Source organism: Pseudoalteromonas sp. M58 (assembly GCF_042604605.1).
In the GTDB taxonomy this organism is placed as follows: domain Bacteria; phylum Pseudomonadota; class Gammaproteobacteria; order Enterobacterales; family Alteromonadaceae; genus Pseudoalteromonas; species Pseudoalteromonas tetraodonis.
On record NZ_CP152390.1, the window covers coordinates 2223080 to 2243381 of the forward strand.

General features: G+C 41.1%; 15 protein-coding genes and 1 other RNA gene. 4 read left to right on the forward strand and 12 right to left on the reverse strand.

The window, feature by feature from the left end; all coding sequences use genetic code 11:
- Positions 1 to 43 precede the first annotated feature (43 nt).
- From AAGD16_RS10295 to AAGD16_RS10315, 5 genes are all read right to left on the reverse strand, one after another.
- Positions 44 to 1045 (reverse strand): TniB family NTP-binding protein, encoded by a 1002-nt coding sequence (locus AAGD16_RS10295; RefSeq protein ID WP_377111563.1) that lies wholly within the window; start codon positions 1043 to 1045, stop codon positions 44 to 46.
- A gap of 2 nt (positions 1046 to 1047) precedes the next feature.
- Positions 1048 to 2871, reverse strand: coding sequence for a Mu transposase C-terminal domain-containing protein (locus AAGD16_RS10300; RefSeq protein WP_377111566.1), 1824 nt, complete (start codon positions 2869 to 2871; stop codon positions 1048 to 1050).
- Complete coding sequence (locus AAGD16_RS10305) at positions 2864 to 3493, reverse strand: TnsA endonuclease N-terminal domain-containing protein (RefSeq protein WP_008133907.1); 630 nt, start codon at positions 3491 to 3493, stop codon at positions 2864 to 2866. Before AAGD16_RS10305 ends, AAGD16_RS10300 begins: the two co-directional genes overlap by 8 nt.
- Positions 3494 to 3625: 132 nt before the next feature.
- An RNA gene (ffs, locus tag AAGD16_RS10310) (signal recognition particle sRNA small type) lies at positions 3626 to 3722 on the reverse strand.
- A gap of 139 nt (positions 3723 to 3861) precedes the next feature.
- Positions 3862 to 4740: a DUF3014 domain-containing protein gene (locus AAGD16_RS10315; protein WP_013465410.1), complete on the reverse strand. Its 879-nt coding sequence runs from the start codon at positions 4738 to 4740 to the stop codon at positions 3862 to 3864.
- 346 nt (positions 4741 to 5086) lie between these two features.
- Here AAGD16_RS10315 and AAGD16_RS10320 point away from each other — a divergent pair, with 346 nt between their 5' ends.
- A complete protein-coding gene (locus AAGD16_RS10320; protein ID WP_013465411.1) occupies positions 5087 to 6232 on the forward strand; it encodes a patatin-like phospholipase family protein in 1146 nt (381 codons plus the stop codon).
- Positions 6233 to 6250: 18 nt separating this feature from the next.
- Here the strand turns inward: AAGD16_RS10320 and AAGD16_RS10325 are convergent, their stop codons facing one another.
- Positions 6251 to 8224: a monovalent cation:proton antiporter-2 (CPA2) family protein gene (locus AAGD16_RS10325; RefSeq protein WP_013465412.1), complete on the reverse strand. Its 1974-nt coding sequence runs from the start codon at positions 8222 to 8224 to the stop codon at positions 6251 to 6253.
- Between the two features lie 127 nt (positions 8225 to 8351).
- On the opposite strand from AAGD16_RS10325, the gene AAGD16_RS10330 reads away from it, so the two are divergent.
- Positions 8352 to 9248 (forward strand): GGDEF domain-containing protein, encoded by an 897-nt coding sequence (locus tag AAGD16_RS10330; protein WP_008467488.1) that lies wholly within the window; start codon positions 8352 to 8354, stop codon positions 9246 to 9248.
- Positions 9249 to 9303: 55 nt separating this feature from the next.
- Here AAGD16_RS10330 and AAGD16_RS10335 read toward each other — a convergent pair whose 3' ends face one another.
- The 6 genes from AAGD16_RS10335 to lpxB all read right to left on the reverse strand — a co-directional run bounded on the left by AAGD16_RS10335 (position 9304) and on the right by lpxB (position 17278).
- Complete coding sequence (locus AAGD16_RS10335) at positions 9304 to 9645, reverse strand: hypothetical protein (protein WP_008467489.1); 342 nt, start codon at positions 9643 to 9645, stop codon at positions 9304 to 9306.
- The gene (tilS, locus tag AAGD16_RS10340; protein WP_377111573.1) at positions 9642 to 10952 is read right to left on the reverse strand and encodes a tRNA lysidine(34) synthetase TilS; all 1311 of its coding nucleotides are present in this window, start codon (positions 10950 to 10952) and stop codon (positions 9642 to 9644) included. Before tilS ends, AAGD16_RS10335 begins: the two co-directional genes overlap by 4 nt.
- A gap of 112 nt (positions 10953 to 11064) precedes the next feature.
- The gene (accA, locus tag AAGD16_RS10345; protein ID WP_008467493.1) at positions 11065 to 12021 is read right to left on the reverse strand and encodes an acetyl-CoA carboxylase carboxyl transferase subunit alpha; all 957 of its coding nucleotides are present in this window, start codon (positions 12019 to 12021) and stop codon (positions 11065 to 11067) included.
- A 16-nt stretch (positions 12022 to 12037) separates the two neighbouring features.
- Positions 12038 to 15529 carry a DNA polymerase III subunit alpha gene (gene dnaE / locus AAGD16_RS10350; RefSeq protein WP_013465414.1) on the reverse strand — a complete coding sequence of 1164 codons (3492 nt, stop codon included), beginning with the start codon at positions 15527 to 15529 and terminating at the stop codon, positions 12038 to 12040.
- Positions 15530 to 15531: 2 nt separating this feature from the next.
- Entirely contained in the window at positions 15532 to 16131 is a 600-nt protein-coding gene (gene rnhB, locus AAGD16_RS10355; RefSeq protein WP_096038617.1) for a ribonuclease HII, read from the reverse strand.
- Positions 16121 to 17278, reverse strand: coding sequence for a lipid-A-disaccharide synthase (lpxB, locus tag AAGD16_RS10360; RefSeq protein WP_013465415.1), 1158 nt, complete (start codon positions 17276 to 17278; stop codon positions 16121 to 16123). The genes rnhB and lpxB overlap by 11 nt, the downstream gene beginning before the upstream one ends.
- 292 nt (positions 17279 to 17570) lie before the next feature.
- Here lpxB and AAGD16_RS10365 point away from each other — a divergent pair, with 292 nt between their 5' ends.
- Together AAGD16_RS10365 and cydB are read left to right on the forward strand one after the other, a co-directional pair.
- Complete coding sequence (locus tag AAGD16_RS10365; RefSeq protein WP_013465416.1) at positions 17571 to 19154, forward strand: cytochrome ubiquinol oxidase subunit I; 1584 nt, start codon at positions 17571 to 17573, stop codon at positions 19152 to 19154.
- Complete coding sequence (cydB, locus tag AAGD16_RS10370; RefSeq protein WP_058155027.1) at positions 19151 to 20290, forward strand: cytochrome d ubiquinol oxidase subunit II; 1140 nt, start codon at positions 19151 to 19153, stop codon at positions 20288 to 20290. Before AAGD16_RS10365 ends, cydB begins: the two co-directional genes overlap by 4 nt.
- Positions 20291 to 20302: the final 12 nt, after the last annotated feature.

Genomic DNA, 20302 nt, shown 5'->3' on the forward strand with positions numbered 1-20302 from the left:
TAATTCCAAATTAATAGGAATTACTATAATTTTTAATAAGACTTCACTTCCTCAACAACTGACTAATAGGCATTCGGTCAGTAAACTTAGTCGCTATAAACGGGTCTTCATCTTGGGCGCTTTCAGGTTTGTATAGTGAATAGCGCTCGACTTCACTTGCTGTAATTTCTGCAACAGGCAAAGTAAATAAGTTTAGTACATCTGGAAACAGTACCTCAAATGCTTTAACTAAATGCTTGGTCGTGAGGGTTTTAGCGTTATCCATTAACGCGTAAAGTACTGCATCATCTAAAAAGTATTTTAATGTTCTAAAACAGCCTTTTGATAATGAGAACAAAGCAAATACTGTTGCTTGCTCACTTAAATTTGGCTTTTCGGTAAATGGCATGCGGTTGGCTAGGCCAATTATTAGTTGTACAAAATGCTTTGGATTTTCTGATAACTTAAAATAAGGCAGCTGCCGCCTCACTAATAAACGCGATGACCATTGAGGCTCGTCTGCTATTTTTTCTGCCCACGGCATTCCTACCAATACAATTGATACACCCGCTTCGTCGTTAATATATTTTAATCGGTTGGCAATCTCGCGGCGCTTTTTACCTTGGTTGTGTTCAATCAACTCTTGAAACTCATCAATAATTATAAGCTCTGTACCACACGTTTTTAAGCATTTTATTAATGATGTCGTTAACCTAGTACCGTTTATTCGCAGTCTACGCTCTGTGCTACCTACTTGCCCTAAATCTTTGAGTAGTTCAGCTAAAGTAGACTCTAATGTCGGGTTACTAGGTATGCGGCTTACTAATACAGGGTGATTCATCACTCCATTAATAAATTGCGGTAAGTGACGTTCTTTATACTGTTTTATTAGTGCTGTTTTACCTGTGCCTGTATCGCCATTTAACACCATGCAAGGCTTTTCACCTGTTAGCCCTTTACCAAGTCTTAATCTGTCAAAGTCGTTAAATACAGTGGTTATTATTGGGTATTCAATAAATACATCGCGAAATTCATTAAGCTTTTCTTTTTGTTTGTCGGTCAGCATAATTAAAATCCATCTAGGTCTGAGATAAAATCATCCCAACTATCTGTTGGTTGCTCTTTAGGTGTAACCTTTTTGGGTTCTATGGGTTTGCACTGAGTTATTGATTTTTGTGAATCACTACTGACATTTTGATGCTTAGCTAGCGCTTTACCGCCTTTTACTTTTGAGTGTTTTGGCGCATTTTTTAACGCTTCAAACTCGTTTTGAATTTTATTATGAATAAACATACGCGCTTTTGCTAAGCCTACATTATCGATAGAGCCCGAAATAAAGTCGCGGTGGATGCGTATGTTTATTTTATGCTGATTCAAACTTAAATTTTGGGTGTAACCGTTTGGGTCTATGCATGGTACTTTTATGTAATGCTCTAGCTTATCGAGGTATACGTATACATAAGAAATATCTTCGGGGTTTAACTTAACTAAAACCTTATGAGATACGTTGTGACTAAATTGCTTTCTGTAATTAGACAGCTCCGTGCAGTCATACCTTAAGTTTTCCAGCCATACCCCTCCCTTTCGAAGTTTAGGGTGAATTGAAATACTGAGCACAATATCTAGTCGTTGTAGATCATCATTACTCAGCATTGTTGGTGGTAACGTACTAAAGCCTTGCTCCCATAGTTGGCTCGGTATGTACTTAAAACGGCTGTCGGCATCTTGATGGTAAACGTCTACTACCCATTTATGAAATAACTGCATAAAGGTAGTAAAACGCATAATTGCATCTTTTTTGGGATTATATTCATGCTTTTGTAAAATATTAGAAAAGGTTTTACCTGGTATAGGGTCTAATAACTCTGTATTTATTGTGCCGAACATACGTTCTACAATTGGTTTTAACCAAGGCTTTGCGACAGCGTTATACTGAGTATTAATGCCTATTTCTTCACAAGCTAGCTCAAGGCTGTTACTCCAAAACTCGGCTCCATTATCAACAACGAGTGTTTCAATTTTACCAGCACACTTCCACTCATTTACAGTATCAGGGTATAGTTTTGCCACTTCACTTTTAGGTTTCATCGAATTTAGCATTGCTCGCCTTACTGCATCGTAGCTAGGCGCACTGAAGCTAAAATAGTAGCCAACAATACAGTGGCTATACACATCTATTAATATGGTAAGTGTTGGCCGACCAAGTGGAATATGCAGTTCATCATCTAATAAAATAAGGTCTAGCGGTGTATGGTCAATTTCAACTTTTTCAAGTACTCGGGTAGGCCGTGTATGCCCTTCCACTTTATTAAAAGCAATATCAGCAAGGCGCTTACCATAACGAGCAACCATTACTTCGTATTGCGGTAAGTTATCTATTCTGTTTTTAAATGCTTTGTATGTTAAAGGCTTTAAAACACTACCAACAACACTGTCGTTTTCAATAATAACTAAGTCTGCGTAATACTTGTAAGCCGAAGCCACTGATGGTTTTTCTTTTACTAAGTAACGTTCAAGCGCTTTTTCAAAAAACTTATCGGTTGCTTTATCGCGCTCCCTGTTACCCTTTTTTTGGTGTCTTGGTATTAGCGCCATTATATTTTTATCCGCATTAGTATAAGCGCTATACCATCGTGCGGCGGTTCTCCAGCTGGGCTTTTTTTCTCCCTCAACTTCGGGCATTACTTTTAATAAAGGCTCAAGGCTTTTTTGTGTCCAACCGCCTTGAATATTAGCCTCAAGCCATTGAATATATTTAAGCTTAGCAAATGTTGTTGTTTTAATTTTTTCAGGAAGGGCTTGTAAATCTTTGGCGTAATTTTGAGGTAGTTTGGCTGCTACTTTTGGTAATGGCTGGTTAAATTCATCTTCAAACAACCCGTCATTAAACATTATTAGACCAAATTGCTGTTTCTATTGATATTTCATTTGTAGTTAAATCGGCAAATAACTGCCCTAAAGATAATAAGCGTAGCACCGTAGCAAGTAGCTCACCGGCAGTTACTTTTAAATAGCTAACTAACTGGCCTACTTTAATAGACTCGTATTGCTGAACAAGTTCTAACACCGATGCTTGCAATTCTGTTAAAGACTGAAAACCAGAGTAGCGATGCAAAAGCTTTAAGTTATTGAGTGTTGGATATACACGGATTTGTTTGTCTGTAACCAGTATTAAATCGCGCCCACCTTGCTTAGCTATGGCTTGCTTTTCAATAAAACGTGCACGAAAGTCTTCGTCAGCAATTTTGCTTTGCGGTTTTACTTCGATAAATTTTTGCGTGCCGTCTGTGTGGGTAAGTAAAAAGTCAGGTGTGTAACGGCAAATACGGTTATCAAACTCATATTCGTAACCTAGTGGCTGTGCTTCAAATGCGGCTATTGATGGTGAAAATTCAAAATGGAAACAGGCATCAAACTCTAAAGACGATTCGACTAAACAGGTAGATTTATTTTTTTGACTAGCAAATTTATGGAGGTTTTTAACACGGGAGTGTTTGAGTTTTCTTCTGTACATGTGAGTCAACCATCTAACCATTTGGTTAAATACTAGACTATGCCACCTTATACTTCCAATTTATGCCATCTTTTAGTACAAATATGTCAACTTATACTTCAAACAACACCAAATGAGGAATTTGGGTGGCAGTCTTACCAGCCACATCTCGGCACACACGTCACAAACTGTGGCTGCTCCCTTCCGGGCCTGACCAGGTTCGCCTGCTAGTGTTGCGAGAGGACCAATAAGACTACCATTGAGGGCCTTGGTTGGCGCAATTGAGATTATCTCTACTTTTACTCTGTTATTCAAGGGATAATCAAAAAAGAAAGTGCGATTGCACACTTCATATACAATCGCAGGGTATTTAGTTATTAAAGCGGTTATTAATTACTCTCTAACTGCGCTTTTATATTACGTAGCGCTGCTTTTACCTTTTTCATGTTCTCTGGGCCCATGCGTAAAAGTTGTTTTTGTGCAGCGGGTAATTGCTCCCACTCAGAAAACGCATACTGATAAGTAACCGAGTCACGCAATAAAGGTAAGCTGCCTTTTGGCTCTGGAGTATCAAGTAGCAAGTCAATGGCATCTTCAAGTGTTTGTGTAAACTCATCATCGCCATAGCCAATTTCAGTGTATGCACTGTTGATTAGCGGTTTATATTCTTCATATAAACGAACAGCTTGTGCGGCACTCATACTTGTTAGTACTTTTACATATGGGGTGTAGCGTTCATAGCTATTAGGATCAATGGTTAAAATATCGCCTTCGTTTACGCTAAAACCTTCTTCTAACTTTACAACTGGGGTATGTTTCTTAGCTACCTTACCTTTTGCTAAGTTATCGATAAACACCACACCACGACGAATAACATCATCGTTTAACACTAGGCTCATTGCCGCATCGCCTAAGTATTCATCTAATTTTGCAACCACGACAGGATCACTGTCATTTAATGTTGGTAAAGGCACAACCTCAGACTCTGGCTCAACGTCTGGGCGCTGTGTTGGCACTGCCAACTCTTCAGGTTTTTCTGGCTTAACCGATGGCGCACCGACCACTGGGTCGTTTTCAGGTTTTAGCTCCATAACGGGTTGCTCTTTTATGGGTTCTTCAACCTGCATAACTGTTTCTGGGGCTCCGCTTGGTTTTAATAATACAAACGCGGCGGCAATAATAATGATTAATAAAATAACCCCTGCGAAGATAAGGTTGTTATTCGGTGGACGTTTTTGAACATCTGATTCTGATGGTTTATCTGACATACGAACTCCATAAATATAAAAATGCGATACCGTTTAGAGTACTCTAAACAGATTTAATTCCTAACTTACACTAATATTCATTAATAAGTAGGGTCTGTTGACCTTTCCGGATTAAAATTTGTTCAGCCCCCTTGGGTAGAGGATGTTTAATTTTTAAGCTACGTTATCGCCTATTTATGGGAAGTAACCACAATACATAGGCTCAGCCTTGCCTGAAAAACAAACACACTACTAAAAATTCAACCTCGAAAGATAAATAGACTCTAACATATCCTTTGATTCTTCTAGCTTAAAGACTTACAGTAAATAAATAAAGTAAAGACAGCGAACAGTTTAAATACCTAACATGAAAATTAAGCAAGTCGATCCTAGTAAACCTAAAATTGCCTTATTACTAACAGGTGGTGGTGCCCGAGCGGCTTATCAAGTGGGTGTTTTGAAAGCGTTAGCGCAAAGTATGCCCAGAACCGCCCCGCTCCCCTTTAGAGTGATAAATGGCACCTCTGCCGGTGCAATTAATTCTGCAGCCTTAGCATGTTACGCCTCATGTATGCATTTAGCGGTAAGAAAACTAGAAACAGTTTGGAAAAACTTTTCAACTTCGATGGTATATAAAAGCGACTTTTTAAGTGTGTTTGGTCATATTACCCGTAATATTTTAACCAGTTTCCAGTCAGAGCATATAAACCATCCACCAGCAAGCTTGTTAAATAACCGACCACTTAGAAAACTGTTAAACGATATACTGGATTTACATCGTATTGAGCGTAATTTACACCGTGAATATTTAGAGGCGCTGTCTATCACTGCATCCAGTTATACTACTGGCGATTCTGTTGCTTTTTTTCAGTCAAATACGCAGCATTCTTGGCAACGAGCCAAGCGCGAAGGACGCGCTACTCGTATCAATGTTGAACACCTAATGGCCTCAAGTGCCATTCCTATGGTGTTTCCAAGTGTGAATATTTATAACCATTACTTTGGCGATGGCTCAATACATCAGCTTTCACCTTTGAGCCCCTCTATTCACTTAGGGGCAAATAAAATATTTATTATTGGGGTTGATCAACCCAAAGAGCCACATCCTCCAGGGTACTCTGCACATTTCCCGGGGCTTTCGGCCGTGGCAGGGCATTTACTCGACAGTGTATTTACCGACACCATGCAATCTGATTTAGAGCGCTTGGACAGAATAAACCGCACACTCGGTTTACTGCCCAATAAGCATAAGCATCAAGAATTGAAACAAATAGATAGCTTTATTATTAATCCATCGCAAAACTTCAATGCCATTGCCGCGCAGTATTACGATGATATGCCTTGGGCGATAAAAGTTTTATTACGTATGATCGGGGTAAAAAAGCGCTCTCAGTCGAGTTTGACCAGCTATTTGTTATTTGAAAAACGCTACACCCAGCATTTAATTCAAATCGGATACGACGATGGTATGAAACAACTCCCTGAAATCAGAAAGTTCTTAGAGCTAGAGTAAGTTTTTTTGCTTGATGGGCTACTCTATACCATCAAGTAAATAATGCTCAACACGTTCTACACGCCGTGGTTTACCTTGCAGCACTAGAATATCATTAGCATACAATATTGTGTGTTCTTGTGGTGTGTCTATTTCTTCGCCCTCGCGGCGAAGCGCCTTAATTAGCACTTTTCTTTTTGCTAAATTGAGTTCGCTAATTGCTTTATTAACCGCAAATGCTTTATCTGGTAAGGCTATTGCGTGTAAATACTCTAAACGCTCTGGCAAGTTGGTATCGCTGTCAATATTTTCGCCGGCAAAAAAGCTATGCAATAATTTATAACGGTTTCGTCGCTCACTACTAACACGGCGAATAATACGGCTCATTGGCACACCAGACATTGACAACACATGCGACACCAACATTAAGCTTGCTTCAAGCGCCTCAGGCACAACCTCAGTAACCCCTAGCGCTTTTAAGCGCTCTAACTGACTATCATCACGGGTTCTTATGAGTATTTTAACCTTAGGTGCAACCTGTTTAATGGCATTAATGACTATTTGAGTTTGTTGAAATTCGGTAAAAGTAATAATGATTAGTCGCGCTCGCTCTACCCCCGCACACTTTAAAATATCTTTTTGCTCAACATGACCAAATATTAAAGGCTCGCCCGCCGCTTTTCCTTCCTGTACTAAAATGGGGTCGCTCTCTATTGCCACATAATCAATTGCCTCTGGGGATAAAAAGCGGGCAATAGTTTGTCCTACGCGAGAAAAACCGCATATCACCACATGGTTATGATAAAGCGTGCTACTTTGAAGCTCGTCTTCAAAGGCAAACTTTGCGCGCTCTAACATGCCTAGTCGTTTTAAAATAAAAGGGGTTTTATCAATTAAATAGGGCGTAAGCGCCATAGAAATTACGCCCATGGCAATTAAAAATGATACTTGCTCAACGCTCAGCAAGTTATGCTGTGCAGCGAGTGCAATTAACACAAAGCCAAACTCACCCATTTGCCACAACATTATAGCGCACGCTAACGCATCTTGTTTTCGCTCTCCCATAAATAAAGAAGATAACATCACTACGGCAATTTTTAAGATTAAGATGCCCATCAAGGCAACAATAATAATACCCGCATGATCAACAACAAAACCAATGTCTAACTGCATCCCCACGGTTACAAAAAATAACCCCATGAGAATATCGCGAAACGGGCGAATATCGGCCTCTAATTGATGACGATAGTGGCTCTCCCCTAGCATCATGCCTGCTAAAAAAGCCCCTAATGCCATCGATAAACCAAAAGAGTATGTGAGTAACCCTGCAAACAAAGACACCAATAACGTGGTTAATACAAACAGCTCATCGCTTCGTGCTAGTGCCACTTCTTTAAACACCTTGGGCAAAACCCACTTGCCAATAGCCCATAGCAATACACACACAAACGCGCCTTTAGTCAGCGCAAACAGTAATGCCCAACCAATACTATTGGGATCACTGCTGGCAAATAATGGCAAAATAATGAGTAACGGCACAACCGCAATGTCTTGAAATAGTAAAACACCGATTGCCAATTGCCCTCGGCGTTTATTTAAATCACCACTCTCTTTTAATAATTTAGCAACCACCGCCGTAGAGGAGAGCATAATAATAATGCCGATGGTAAAACTAGTTAATAAACTAAAATTTAATAAATAAAGGATTAAAATAAGCAAGATACTGCTGACTATGACTTGCAATGAGCCTAAGCCAAATACGATATTTCGCATTGCCATTAAGCGCGATACAGAAAACTCCAGCCCTAAACTAAATAACAAAAACACAATACCCAGCTCAGCAATAAAGTCCATTTCATGGCTTTGTGCCATCCAACCAACGCCATGGCCACCAGCTAGTAAACCTACCGCTAAATAAGCTAATACAGGGGGAAGCCCTATTCGCTTAAATAGCCATACAAATAGAACCGCAGCAACTAAAAGTCCAAAAACCTGAGCATTAATATTTTGCAATGCAATCCTTATAAGCAATCAATGGAATGTAACTTAACTATAGCAACCGTATAAGTTTCAGCCAGAATGTAAATATGGCATATAACCTGCTTAGTTATAAAAAGTAATACTATAGGGGGAAGAAATAGTGGAAAACGTTCATATTTTGACACAACGTATCTCTGGTCGCGGCGAATTTTTGCCGTTTTCAGCAGAGCAATATAATAGCAATACACCGACAGCACTGCATGAGCTAGCAGCTAAACTGCAAACGAGCTTAGTTTTAGAAGATATTTTAGGAACGTTTGCAAATTTTGCAAAACAACTGCTTAATTTTTCTGGTGTGCATTTTAAAGCAACAAGTATTGATGTAAAAACACCCAATAGTGATGTTGAAAATCCAGCGTACTCGTTTGATTTAAAAGTTGAAAATGAGTACTTAGGCACATTAACTTATTATACAAAGTATCCGCTTAGTGCGGCTATTGAGAAAAAGCTACAACACTTTCATAGTGTACTAATTTATCCATTGCGTAATGCGCTTATGTATAACCGTGTATTAAGGTTAGCCACAAAAGATTCATTAACCGGATTAAACAACCGTAGTCAATTTAATGACATGTTGCTACAAAAGCTTGAAAATCATCGACGTAACGGTCATTCGTTTAGTTTAATGCTGCTTGATTTAGATAATTTTAAGCAAGTAAATGACAACTATGGTCACAAAATTGGCGATGACGTTTTAATCGAGTTTGCTGCGGTTTTATCTAGTAGTATTAGGGGGACTGATTCGGTATTTCGCTTTGGTGGCGATGAGTTTTCAATATTAATCGAAGACCCGGCTTTTACCACCAATAAAGTGGTGGCTGAACGTATTATGCGTTTAGTCAGAAACTCACCGATTATGTCTAAATACAACGTCACAGCCAGTATTGGTTTTACGCTGACTAATAGCGACGATTGCCAGAACGAGATATTTTCTCGCGCAGATAAAGGCTTATATAAAGCAAAAGCATCTGGGCGAAACTGCGCAAAAGCCTATTAAGTAATAAAAACATTATTTTTAAAAAGCCTAGCCTCCCCCGCTGGGCTTTTTTACGCTACTTTTTTAATATCACGTGCTTATAAATGAGCAACATGGCGCAAAAGCCAAAAAAGAAGCCACTGAGTAAATTAAGCAATGCGGCAATTGTCGCAAGCGGTGTAAAAAGCACTAACAGTAAGGGCATACTCACCCCTAAAATGAAAAATACGCCCCCTTTACCTAACCAATAGGCAAGTAAAATGGCGGCACATACCATACCGCCCAACACAGCGTAGCCTAATGTAATTATATTAAGGGTTAAAAATACATTCGCTAAAACCGCAATCAATAGCGTAATTAATATGCCAGTAGGTGCCTTATTTATAAGCGACAGCCCAACATGAGGTTGTTGACTCATGATTTATACTCCCAAATAACTCCATTCTCATCTTTATGGTTATCACTAACAAAATAACCAACCACTTGAACTAGCTCATCATTGTAAAAAATTAATGGAATATGAGCACGCAGCCAAGGGGCTACTTTTGCATCTTTAAACCAATGTTTAAGGCTATTACTGCCTGGTTTTTTGAGTGGTTTAATACGCGCACTATTAGAGTTAAAACGAACACTGACTTGTTCATCAAGTTTAGGGGCGCGTATACCCACTCCCTGCAGGCATTGTAGTATTTGTCCGTCATTCAGCACTAATTCGTGATTTGTTACGCGTTCAATATTAACGGCTAAAGGCGTCGGTTGCACAAAATACAGATAACCTTGATGACGGCGTATTTGTCCATCGCTTAGCTCAATAACCATTTGCGCATCAGCTTTGGCATGAATAGCCTGACTCATTATTTGCATTAACTGTTTTTGCGAAGGCATGGTATGAGTAAATAAAGCCAGCCATGCGCGCAGAAGATTCGCAATGCGAATAGCGCTGTAATGAGCCATATTTTGTATATTAAGCGCCTGATGTTGGTTAATACACTGTGCGAGATCTTGCTGGGTATATTCATCAAGCAGTGCTTGTTGCTGTTGTAATAATTCTATACTACGGGCTGTACACTGCTCAAACCCAGTAAAACGCTCAGCCAACTTAGGCACGATTTGTTGACGCAAAAAATTACGATCAAAGCGTTCATTGGAGTTTGACTCATCAGTAATATGGCTAATATTAAATTGCTGAGCAAACGCTTCTATGTCGCTGCGTTTTACCCCAAGTAATGGCCTGTAGCACTCACGGCCACTTTCAAGCACGCGAGTTTGCTGCATAGCGCCGAGCCCTTTTAAGCCTGAGCCGCGCTTTAAACGAAGTAGAAATGTCTCTACTTGGTCGTTTAAATGCTGGCCTAACAAAATGACACTATCACTTGGGCTGTGTTCATCAAGCGCTTGATAACGCGCTTCGCGAGCCTGCGCTTCAATACTGGTGCGCGATTTCGGCTCAATAATGACGTTTGCCGCCTTAAAATCAATTGAAAGCTGCTCACAGCGTGCATGGCAAAATTGCCGCCAGTGATGGGCGTTATCACTTAAGCCATGATTGACATAAATTGCACTTAAATCTAATTGCGGGCACTGCTGTTTTAACGCATGCATTACCTGCAACAGCACCACCGAGTCTACCCCACCAGATAAGGCTACTGTAAATGTGAATTGCCCATTTTCTAAGTAGTGATTAAGGGCTTTTTTTACCTGCAGATAAATAGGTGTTTTGTGCATTAATATACCCAATGAGTAAATTGCTAATAACCCGAACAATAAAGGCTCTACGTTACGGTATTTTAAAACAAAAAAAGCCGCATAGGCGGCTTTTTTCTATATTTAGCTATTTTTAACAATAACCAAACGACATTAAACGCTTGTAACGTTGGTCAAGCATCTCTTCAAGCGATAACGCTTGTAGGTCTGCTAAATCGCGCTTAAGGCGTACTTTTAAGTTACGTGCCATCGCATCATAATTACGGTGCGCGCCGCCTAGAGGCTCTTCAACTAAATTATTAATTAAATCTAGCTCTTTAACACGCTCTGCTGTTACACCCATTGCCTCTGCAGCCAATGGTGCTTTGTCAGCACTTTTCCATAAAATAGAGGCACAACCCTCTGGTGAAATAACCGAGTAAGTGCTGTATTGCAACATGTTTACTCTGTCGCCCACACCAATGGCTAATGCACCACCTGAACCACCTTCACCAATAACAGTACAAATTGTTGGTACTTTAAGTGCGGCCATTACTTTTAGGTTACGTGCAATTGCTTCAGACTGACCACGCTCTTCAGCGCCAACACCAGGGTATGCACCTGGGGTGTCGATAAAGGTCATGATTGGCATTTTAAAACGCTCTGCCATTTCCATTAAGCGCAATGCTTTACGGTAACCTTCAGGTTTTGGCATGCCAAAATTACGTTTGATTTTTTCAGCAGTACCACGGCCTTTTTGCTGACCGATCACCATTACTGGCTCACCATCTAAACGGGCTACGCCGCCTAAAATGGCAGGGTCGTTAGCAAACGTGCGATCACCCGCAAATTCGTCAAATTCCGTAAAAATACGCTCGATATAATCTCGAGTATAAGGACGCAACGGATGACGTGCTAACTGTGATACTTGCCAAGCGCCTAGTTCAGAGAAAATTTTCTCCTTCATTTGTGCGCTCTTTTCTTTAAGTTTACTGACTTCCTCTTCTAATCCAAGGTCTAATTCGCCAGCGCGGCTTACATTTTGTAATTCTTCAATTTTTGCTTCTAATTCTGCAATTGGAAGCTCAAAATCAAGATAATTGAGGCTCATGCTCTAAACTACCTAATTAGTTAAATTCTAGTTCTACATTTTGCGCTGCCATCAGCGATAACTTATGAATTAAGTCGTCACTTGGCGTAACACACCATTCGATCCCTAGGGTTAATTGCACCAACGCATCGGGGCGTTGATAATATACCTTGATCGGACACGTTCCCATTTTGTATGGTTCGAGTACTTTTTGTAATTTATCGAAGAAACCAGCCTCGATCTGCACCATATTCAGCGTCATCTTAATCGCTTTTATACGCTTTTCACGCGCCTGAGCAATGGTGTTTATTTCTCTGGCGGTCATTGTAATACCACCAGAGAAGTTATCAAAGCTGACCTGTCCGGATATCACCAAAATATTGTTGATTTGCAACATATCTTGGTACATTTCAAACTGTTCTGGAAACAAGCGTACATCAATTCGGGCGCTTTTGTCATCTAAAGTTATCAGCCCCCAACGATTTCCTTTTTTATTAATTAAGGTTCTCGCTGCAATCACTAAACCTGCTCCGGTTGAGACTACATCACGATTAGTTGGTTGTAAGTCGATGAGTCGCCCACTGGTATAATGCCCAAGCTCTCGTCGATACTGGTTTATAGGATGTCCGGTTAAATAAAGGCCTAGGGTGTCTTTTTCGCCATCAAGCCACTGATTATCCGTAAGCGGTGTTGCTTTTATAAACGCTTGCTCTACTTCATCAGGCTCTGTAGCCAATAAACCAAATAAATCACTTTGCCCTAATAATTCAGCTTTGTTGTGCTGATCGGCTGCGCGCATCGCATCTTTTAAGCTGGCTAATAGTGTTGCTCGCCCTGGCTGAGTTTTTTCAGGCCCTAGTTGGTCTAATGCGCCTGCATAAATTAATTTCTCGGTAACGCGTTTATTTAAGCGTTTTAAATCAACACGCGCACAAAAATCAAATAGGTCTTTAAATGGGCCGCCTTTTGCTCGCGCCTCTAATATGGCATCAACCGGCGCTTCACCTACGCCTTTAATTGCCCCTATGCCGTAAACAATTTCACCTTGAAGGTTAACAGTAAACTTGTATTCACCCGCGTTTACATCGGGCGGTAACAAAGTGAGTTTCATGTTTTCACACTCATCCACCAGCGTTACTATTTTGTCGGTGTTATCCATATCAGCCGACATTACCGCCGCCATAAACTCGGCCGGATAATGCGTTTTCATCCACAGCGTTTGATACGATACTAATGCATAAGCTGCTGAGTGAGATTTGTTAAAACCGTAACCCGCAAACTTTTCAACCAAGTCAAATATTTTTATTGCCAGTTCGCCGTCAATACCGTTGTTACGTGCGCCTTCTTCAAAGGTTGAACGCTGCTTTGCCATTTCTTCAGGCTTTTTCTTACCCATAGCACGACGTAACATATCGGCGCCACCCAGTGTATAACCGGCCAGCACCTGCGCTATTTGCATAACTTGTTCTTGATACAAAATAATGCCGTATGTCGGCTCAAGAATCGGCTTTAAACTTTCGTGTTGGTATTGCGCATCGGGGTATGAGATTTCTTCTCTGCCGAGCTTTCGGTCGATGAAGTTATCTACCATGCCTGATTGCAGTGGACCTGGGCGGAACAAGGCCACTAGGGCTATCATATCTTCAAAGCAATCGGGCTTTAATCGGCGGACTAGGTCTTTCATGCCGCGTGATTCTAGCTGGAATACCGCGGTGGTTTCAGCGCGCAGCAGTAACTCTATACTTTTTTTATCATCCAATGGAATGGTGTTGATATCGACCGGCTGTTTGCCTTCACGCTTTAAGCGCTCATTGGTCATATCCAGCGCCCACTGTAATATGGTGAGCGTACGTAAGCCTAAAAAGTCAAACTTAACTAAACCGGCGGTTTCTACATCGTTTTTATCAAACTGGGTAACAGGAAACTTGCCTTCGTCATCGCAATAGAGCGCCGCAAAATCGGTAATGGTGGTCGGCGATATTACAACCCCCCCGGCATGTTTACCGGCATTACGCGTACAGCCCTCAAGAATACGACACATGTCGATTAAGTCTTTAACTTCTTCATCGCCGTCGTAGGCTTCTTGCAAACGGGGTTCTACGTCAAATGCTTTAGCCAGTGTCATCCCAGGGTCGCCCGGAATAAGCTTAGAAATACGATCGACAAACCCATACGGATGACCAAGTACCCGGCCTACATCGCGTATTACCGCTTTTGCTGCCATAGTACCAAAGGTAATAATTTGCGATACCGCGTCACGGCCATACAAGGCCGATACATGATCAATTACTTCATCACGCCTATCCATGCAAAAGTCGACGTCAAAGTCGGGCATAGAAACACGTTCAGGGTTTAAGAATCGCTCGAAGAGTAGGTCAAATTCGAGCGGATCAAGGTCGGTAATTTTAAGGGCATAAGCCACTAATGAACCCGCACCTGAACCACGCCCTGGGCCTACTGGAATATTGTTATCTTTACTCCACTGAATAAACTCCATTACGATCAAGAAGTAACCAGGGAATCCCATTTGGTTAATTACATCAAGTTCTATTTTTAAACGTTCATCGTATTCGCCACGTTTTTCTTGACGTTCTTGCTCGTCAGGAAATAAAAACTGTAATCGTTCTTCAAGGCCGTCTTGTGACACTTTAACCAAAAACTCATCAATTTTTAGTGAGCCCGTCGGGTAATCTGGTAGGAAATACTCACCTAATTGCACGGTTACATTACAGCGCTTTGCAATTTCTACGGTATTTTGTAGCGCTTCTGGAATATCACTAAATAGCTCTGCCATTTGTTCTGGCGTTTTTAGGTATTGCTCTTGTGAAAAACGCTTTGGTCGGCGTTTATCATCTAGAGTGTAACCATCAAAAATAGCCACACGAATTTCATGGGCTTCAAAGTTTTCAGGTTTTAAAAATACCACTTCATTGGTGGCCACTACTGGCAATTGCTCATTTGTTGCAAGCTCCACCGCCATGTGCAAATAATTTTCTTCTTGAGCACGGTTGGTACGAATAAGCTCTATATAATAATGATCGCTAAAATGCTGTTTATAAAAACTGACCACCGACTCAACAATAGCGGGGTTACCTTTTATTAAGGCTTTTCCTAAATCGCCATCTTTGGCGCCCGAGAGTATGATAAGCCCCTCTTTTAAATCAACTAACCACTCACGGTCAATGACAGGGCGATGAAAAACATGGCCACGTTGATAGGCTTTAGAGATCAATAAAGTAATATTTTTATAGCCAATGTTATCTTTGGCTAATAATGTTAATCGGCTTGGTTCGTCGGGGAATTCTGGGCTACGTACCCAAAAATCCGCACCAACAATCGGCTTAATACCCGCATTATGCGCTGCGCCATAAAAACGCACCAGACCACAAAAGTTCATTTGATCGGTAATTGCCAACGCTGGCATTTCAAGCTCTTGTGCTTTAGCGACGATTGGTTTGGTTTTTGCCAAACCATCAACCATTGAAAAGTCTGAGTGAACTCTTAGATGAACAAATTCAGGAGCCGCCATAATTACTCCTTACCCGAAAGCGCAAGCACACGCTGCACAGGTTTAAAGCTCTTGCGATGCTCATCTATCGCACCGTATTGTTCAAGCGCTGCAAAATGTGCCTTAGTTGGATACCCCTTATGCCCTGCAAACCCATATTGTGGGTAGCGTGCATCAAGTTCAATCATTTCATCATCCCGGGCAACTTTTGCTAAAATAGACGCGGCTGATATTTCAGCAACTAGGCTATCGCCTTTTACCACCGCTTGTGCGGGCATGGCTAATTTAGGAAGGCGGTTTCCATCTACAAACACAAATTCAGGCACTGTGTTAAGTGCTTCCACCGCGCGGCTCATAGCAAGCATAGTGGCTTGTAATATATTTAACTCATCTATTTCACTGGGGCTACAACGGCCAATGGCGTAACACAGTGCTTTTTCTTTTATTTCGATGGCTAATAATTGGCGCTTTTTATCGGTTAATTTTTTAGAGTCGGCAAGGCCAGCAATCGGTTTAGCGGGATTTAAAATAACAGCGGCTGTAACCACATCACCCACCAGCGGTCCACGACCAACTTCATCCACACCGGCTATTAAGGTTACATTGGGTCGTTCAATTTGCATCTATTAACTCCGCCACTGCATTTGCAGCTTGTTTACTTGCATCTAATCTAATTTTTTCATGTATGGCTAAAAAGCGTGCTTTTAATTCTTTATTATCGCTATTGAGCATAGGGGTAAGTGCTGCTGTTAAGTTAGCGACATTACACTCACTTTGTAAAAACTCTGGTACTAACTCTTCATCTGCCAATAAATTGGGTAGCGAAAAATATTTAATATTAAAGGTAAATAAGGTTTTAAAAATCCAGTAACTCATGGGTTTAATTTTATAACCAACCACCATTGGCTTTTTATATAACATGCCCTCAAGCGTTGCTGTACCTGATGCAAGCAATATAGCATCGGCGGCTTGCATGGCTAAATTTGATTGCCCATCCAGTAAGTTAACATTAAGTGAGGGCGCTGTGGCATTTAAAATAGCAATAAACTGCGCTTTGCGCTTTTCGTTCACCAGTGGCACCACGACTTTTAATGCAGGGTTCTGCGCTTGTAACTGCGTCGCTGTTTTTATGTAAGTTTCGCTTAACAAGCCCACTTCTGAGCCCCGGCTCCCGGGCAATAACGCTAACACCTTATCATCAGCACTTAAGCCTAGTTGGCTGCGGGCTTGGCTATCGTCGTGCTTAAGTGCAATGTCGTCAGCTAATGTATGGCCTACAAAAGTACACGGTACTTGGTGTTTGTCGTAAAATTCTTTTTCAAAAGGCAATAAAGCCAATACTAAGTTAGTTGCTGCACTTATAGTGTGAATACGTTTTTCACGCCACGCCCACACTGAAGGGCTTACGTATTGCACGGTTTTGATGCCTGCATCTTTTAACGGTTTTTCTACACGTAAATTAAAGTCCGGCGCATCAATACCAATAAATACATCAGGAGGGTTATTAACAAAGTGCTGCACGAGTTGTTTGCGGATTTTTAGCAAGCGCGGTAAACGGCCTAGGACTTCAACCAAGCCCATAACCGACAACTCATCCATATCAAACAGCGTTTTGCAGCCTTGAGCTTGCATTTTAGGGCCTGCAATACCTTCAAAAGTGGCATCAGGAAAGTGTATTTTAAGCGCTTTTATGAGCCCTTCACCTAAAATATCGCCCGACAGTTCACCTGCCACAATACCAATTCGTAGTTGTTTTTTATCTTTTTTCATTTGCTATTTTTTCACAAGTAAACCCGGCGTTCATACCGATTAGTTTACCGTGTTTTAAGGCTAGGTTAAACGCTTAAAACACACCACTTTTTTCTAACTTACTCTTAATTGATGATTGCGTATTTTATAGACTGATGTAATGTCATAGTATATTAAAGTTTTCTAATATACATATTGACAAAAATTGTACAAACGCTAATAATGATGCAAACTTTCAGAAATTACTGAAAGTTTATTAAAATATTAACAATTGCTTTGTGCTGTCACTGCATCACAACCAAAGGAGCCAAAAATGATAGATGAAACCTTTGTGGATCTATCGCGATTACAGTTTGCTGTCACCGCTCTATTTCATTTTTTATTTGTGCCGTTAACAATCGGTATGACCTGGATTTTAGTTATCATGGAATCGGTTTATGTTATGACCGGTCGCGAAATTTATCGTGATATGACTAAGTTTTGGGGCAAGTTATTTGGTATTAACTTTGCTATTGGCGTGGCGACGGGCCTCACCATGGAATTTGAGTTTGGTACTAACTGGTCGTATTACTCGCACTATGTGGGTGATGTATTTGGTGCGCCACTGGCCATTGAAGGCTTAATGGCATTCTTTTTAGAATCAACCTTTGTGGGAATGTTCTTTTTAGGTTGGGATAGGCTCTCTAAACGCCAGCATTTAGGGGTCACATTTTTAATGGCGCTGGGCACAAATATGTCTGCGCTGTGGATTTTAGTCGCTAATGCGTGGATGCAAAATCCAGTAGGGGCTGAGTTTAACTATCAAACCATGCGCATGGAAATGACCAGTTTTGCAGAGCTGGTATTTAACCCTGTAGCACAAGTTAAGTTTATTCATACCGTGTCTGCAGGTTATGTGGCCGCCTCTATGTTTGTACTTGGAATTAGTAGCTGGTACATATTAAAAGGACGTGATTTGGCATTTGCTAAACGGTCGTTCTCGGTGGCATCAGGCTTTGGTTTAGCCTCTATTTTGTGTGTTATTTTACTCGGTGATGAATCTGGCTACGAAGTCGGTGAAGTACAAAAAGTAAAACTCGCGACCATAGAAGCTGAATGGCATACAGAAGAAGCTCCAGCAGCCTTTACTGCAATAGGTTTCCCTGACTCAGAAGAGCAAGTCACTCATGCTGCAGTAAAAATTCCCTACGCATTAGGGATTATTGCAACTCGCTCACTTGATGAGCAAGTGATTGGTATTTCAGATCTTGAGAAAAAACACGAAAAGCGTATTCGCAATGGCATGATTGCTTATGAATACCTAGAAAAACTTCGCGCAGGTGACGATACCCCTGCAAATATCGAAAAGTTTGATAACGTCAAAGATGATTTAGGCTATGGCTTATTACTTAAACGTTACACTCCTAATGTGGTAGATGCCAGCGAGGCACAAATACAACAAGCCGTTAAAGACTCCTTCCCTAAAGTGGGCCCTATGTTTTGGTCATTTAGGATTATGGTTGGCTGTGGCGTAATTATGCTTGGCGTGTTTATTCTCTCTTTTTATTACAACGCCCATCGTATTATTGAACAAAAACGTTGGTTGTTGTGGGCGGCGGTATTGAGCATTCCTCTGCCTTGGATTGCTATTGAATTTGGTTGGATTGTGGCTGAATATGGCCGCCAGCCATGGGCTATTTCTGAAGTATTACCGACCTTTTTAGCAACGTCATCGCTGACGGTAAATGATATTTTAATTAGCTTGACCGGTTTTATTGTTTTCTATACTGGATTGGCGATTGTTGAAGCATGGTTAATGATTAAATTTATTAAGCAAGGCCCAAGCTCCCTTCATACCGGTAAGTACCATTTTGAATTACCTGATCACAGCACGGCTGCTAAAGGAGAACTATCATGATTTTTGATTATGAAACATTAAAAATGCTCTGGTGGTTAATTATTGGTGTGCTGTTAATTGGTTTTGCCATTACCGATGGTATGGACATGGGCGTTGCTATGTTACTGCGCTTTGTGGGCAAAACAGACAGTGAACGTCGTACCGTTATTAATACCATTGGTGCCCACTGGGATGGTAACCAAGTATGGTTTATTACTGCTGGCGGTGCCTTGTTTGCAGCGTGGCCTATGGTTTATGCGGCAGCGTTTTCTGGTTTTTACTTTGCCATGATGCTGGTGTTATTTGCATTATTTTTTAGACCTCTTGGCTTTGATTATCGCTCTAAAGTTGACTCTAAACGCTGGCGTAATAACTGGGACTGGGGCTTGTTTGCCGGTAGTGCCATACCTGCGCTGGTATTTGGTGTCGCGTTTGGTAACTTGTTTTTGGGTGTACCGTTTAATATCGATAATTTATTAAGAGTCAGTTACCAAGGGTCGTTTTTCGCCTTGCTTAATCCATTTGCGCTCATTGCCGGTTTAGTTAGTATTACCATGTTAATTGCACACGCGGGAATGTGGCTACAACTGCGCACTGCAGATCAGGTTGCTGAGCGCTCAGGACAATACGGTCGCTACTCATTACTTGCCTTTATAGTGTTATTTGCGGCGGCTGGTGTGTGGGTTGCCAACCTAACGGGCTATCAAATTGTTTCTATGGGTGATACTCAAGGCCATGCAGATCCACTGGCAAAAGTAGTCACAACCGCCCAAGGCGCATGGCTGAATAACTACAGCGAACGTCCATGGACAATGACCTTCCCTATTTTGGCATTTGCAATGGCACTGTGTGCACTGCTGTTTTCTAAAGTAAATAAACCCGCTTTAGGCTTACTGGCAACCAGTGTGATGTTAATTGGAGTGATTATGACCGCGGGCGTTTCGTTATTCCCATTTATCATGCCCTCAAGCAACAACCCTGATATTAGCTTAACCATTTGGGATGCGGTATCAAGCCACAGAACACTCAATGTTATGTTTATTGCTGTGGTTATATTTGTGCCACTCATTTTAGCCTACACCACGTGGTGTTATGTAAAAATGTGGCGCAGAGTGACGGTTGATGAAATTGAAAACAACCCTCACGGCAGCTATTAAGGAGACTAAATT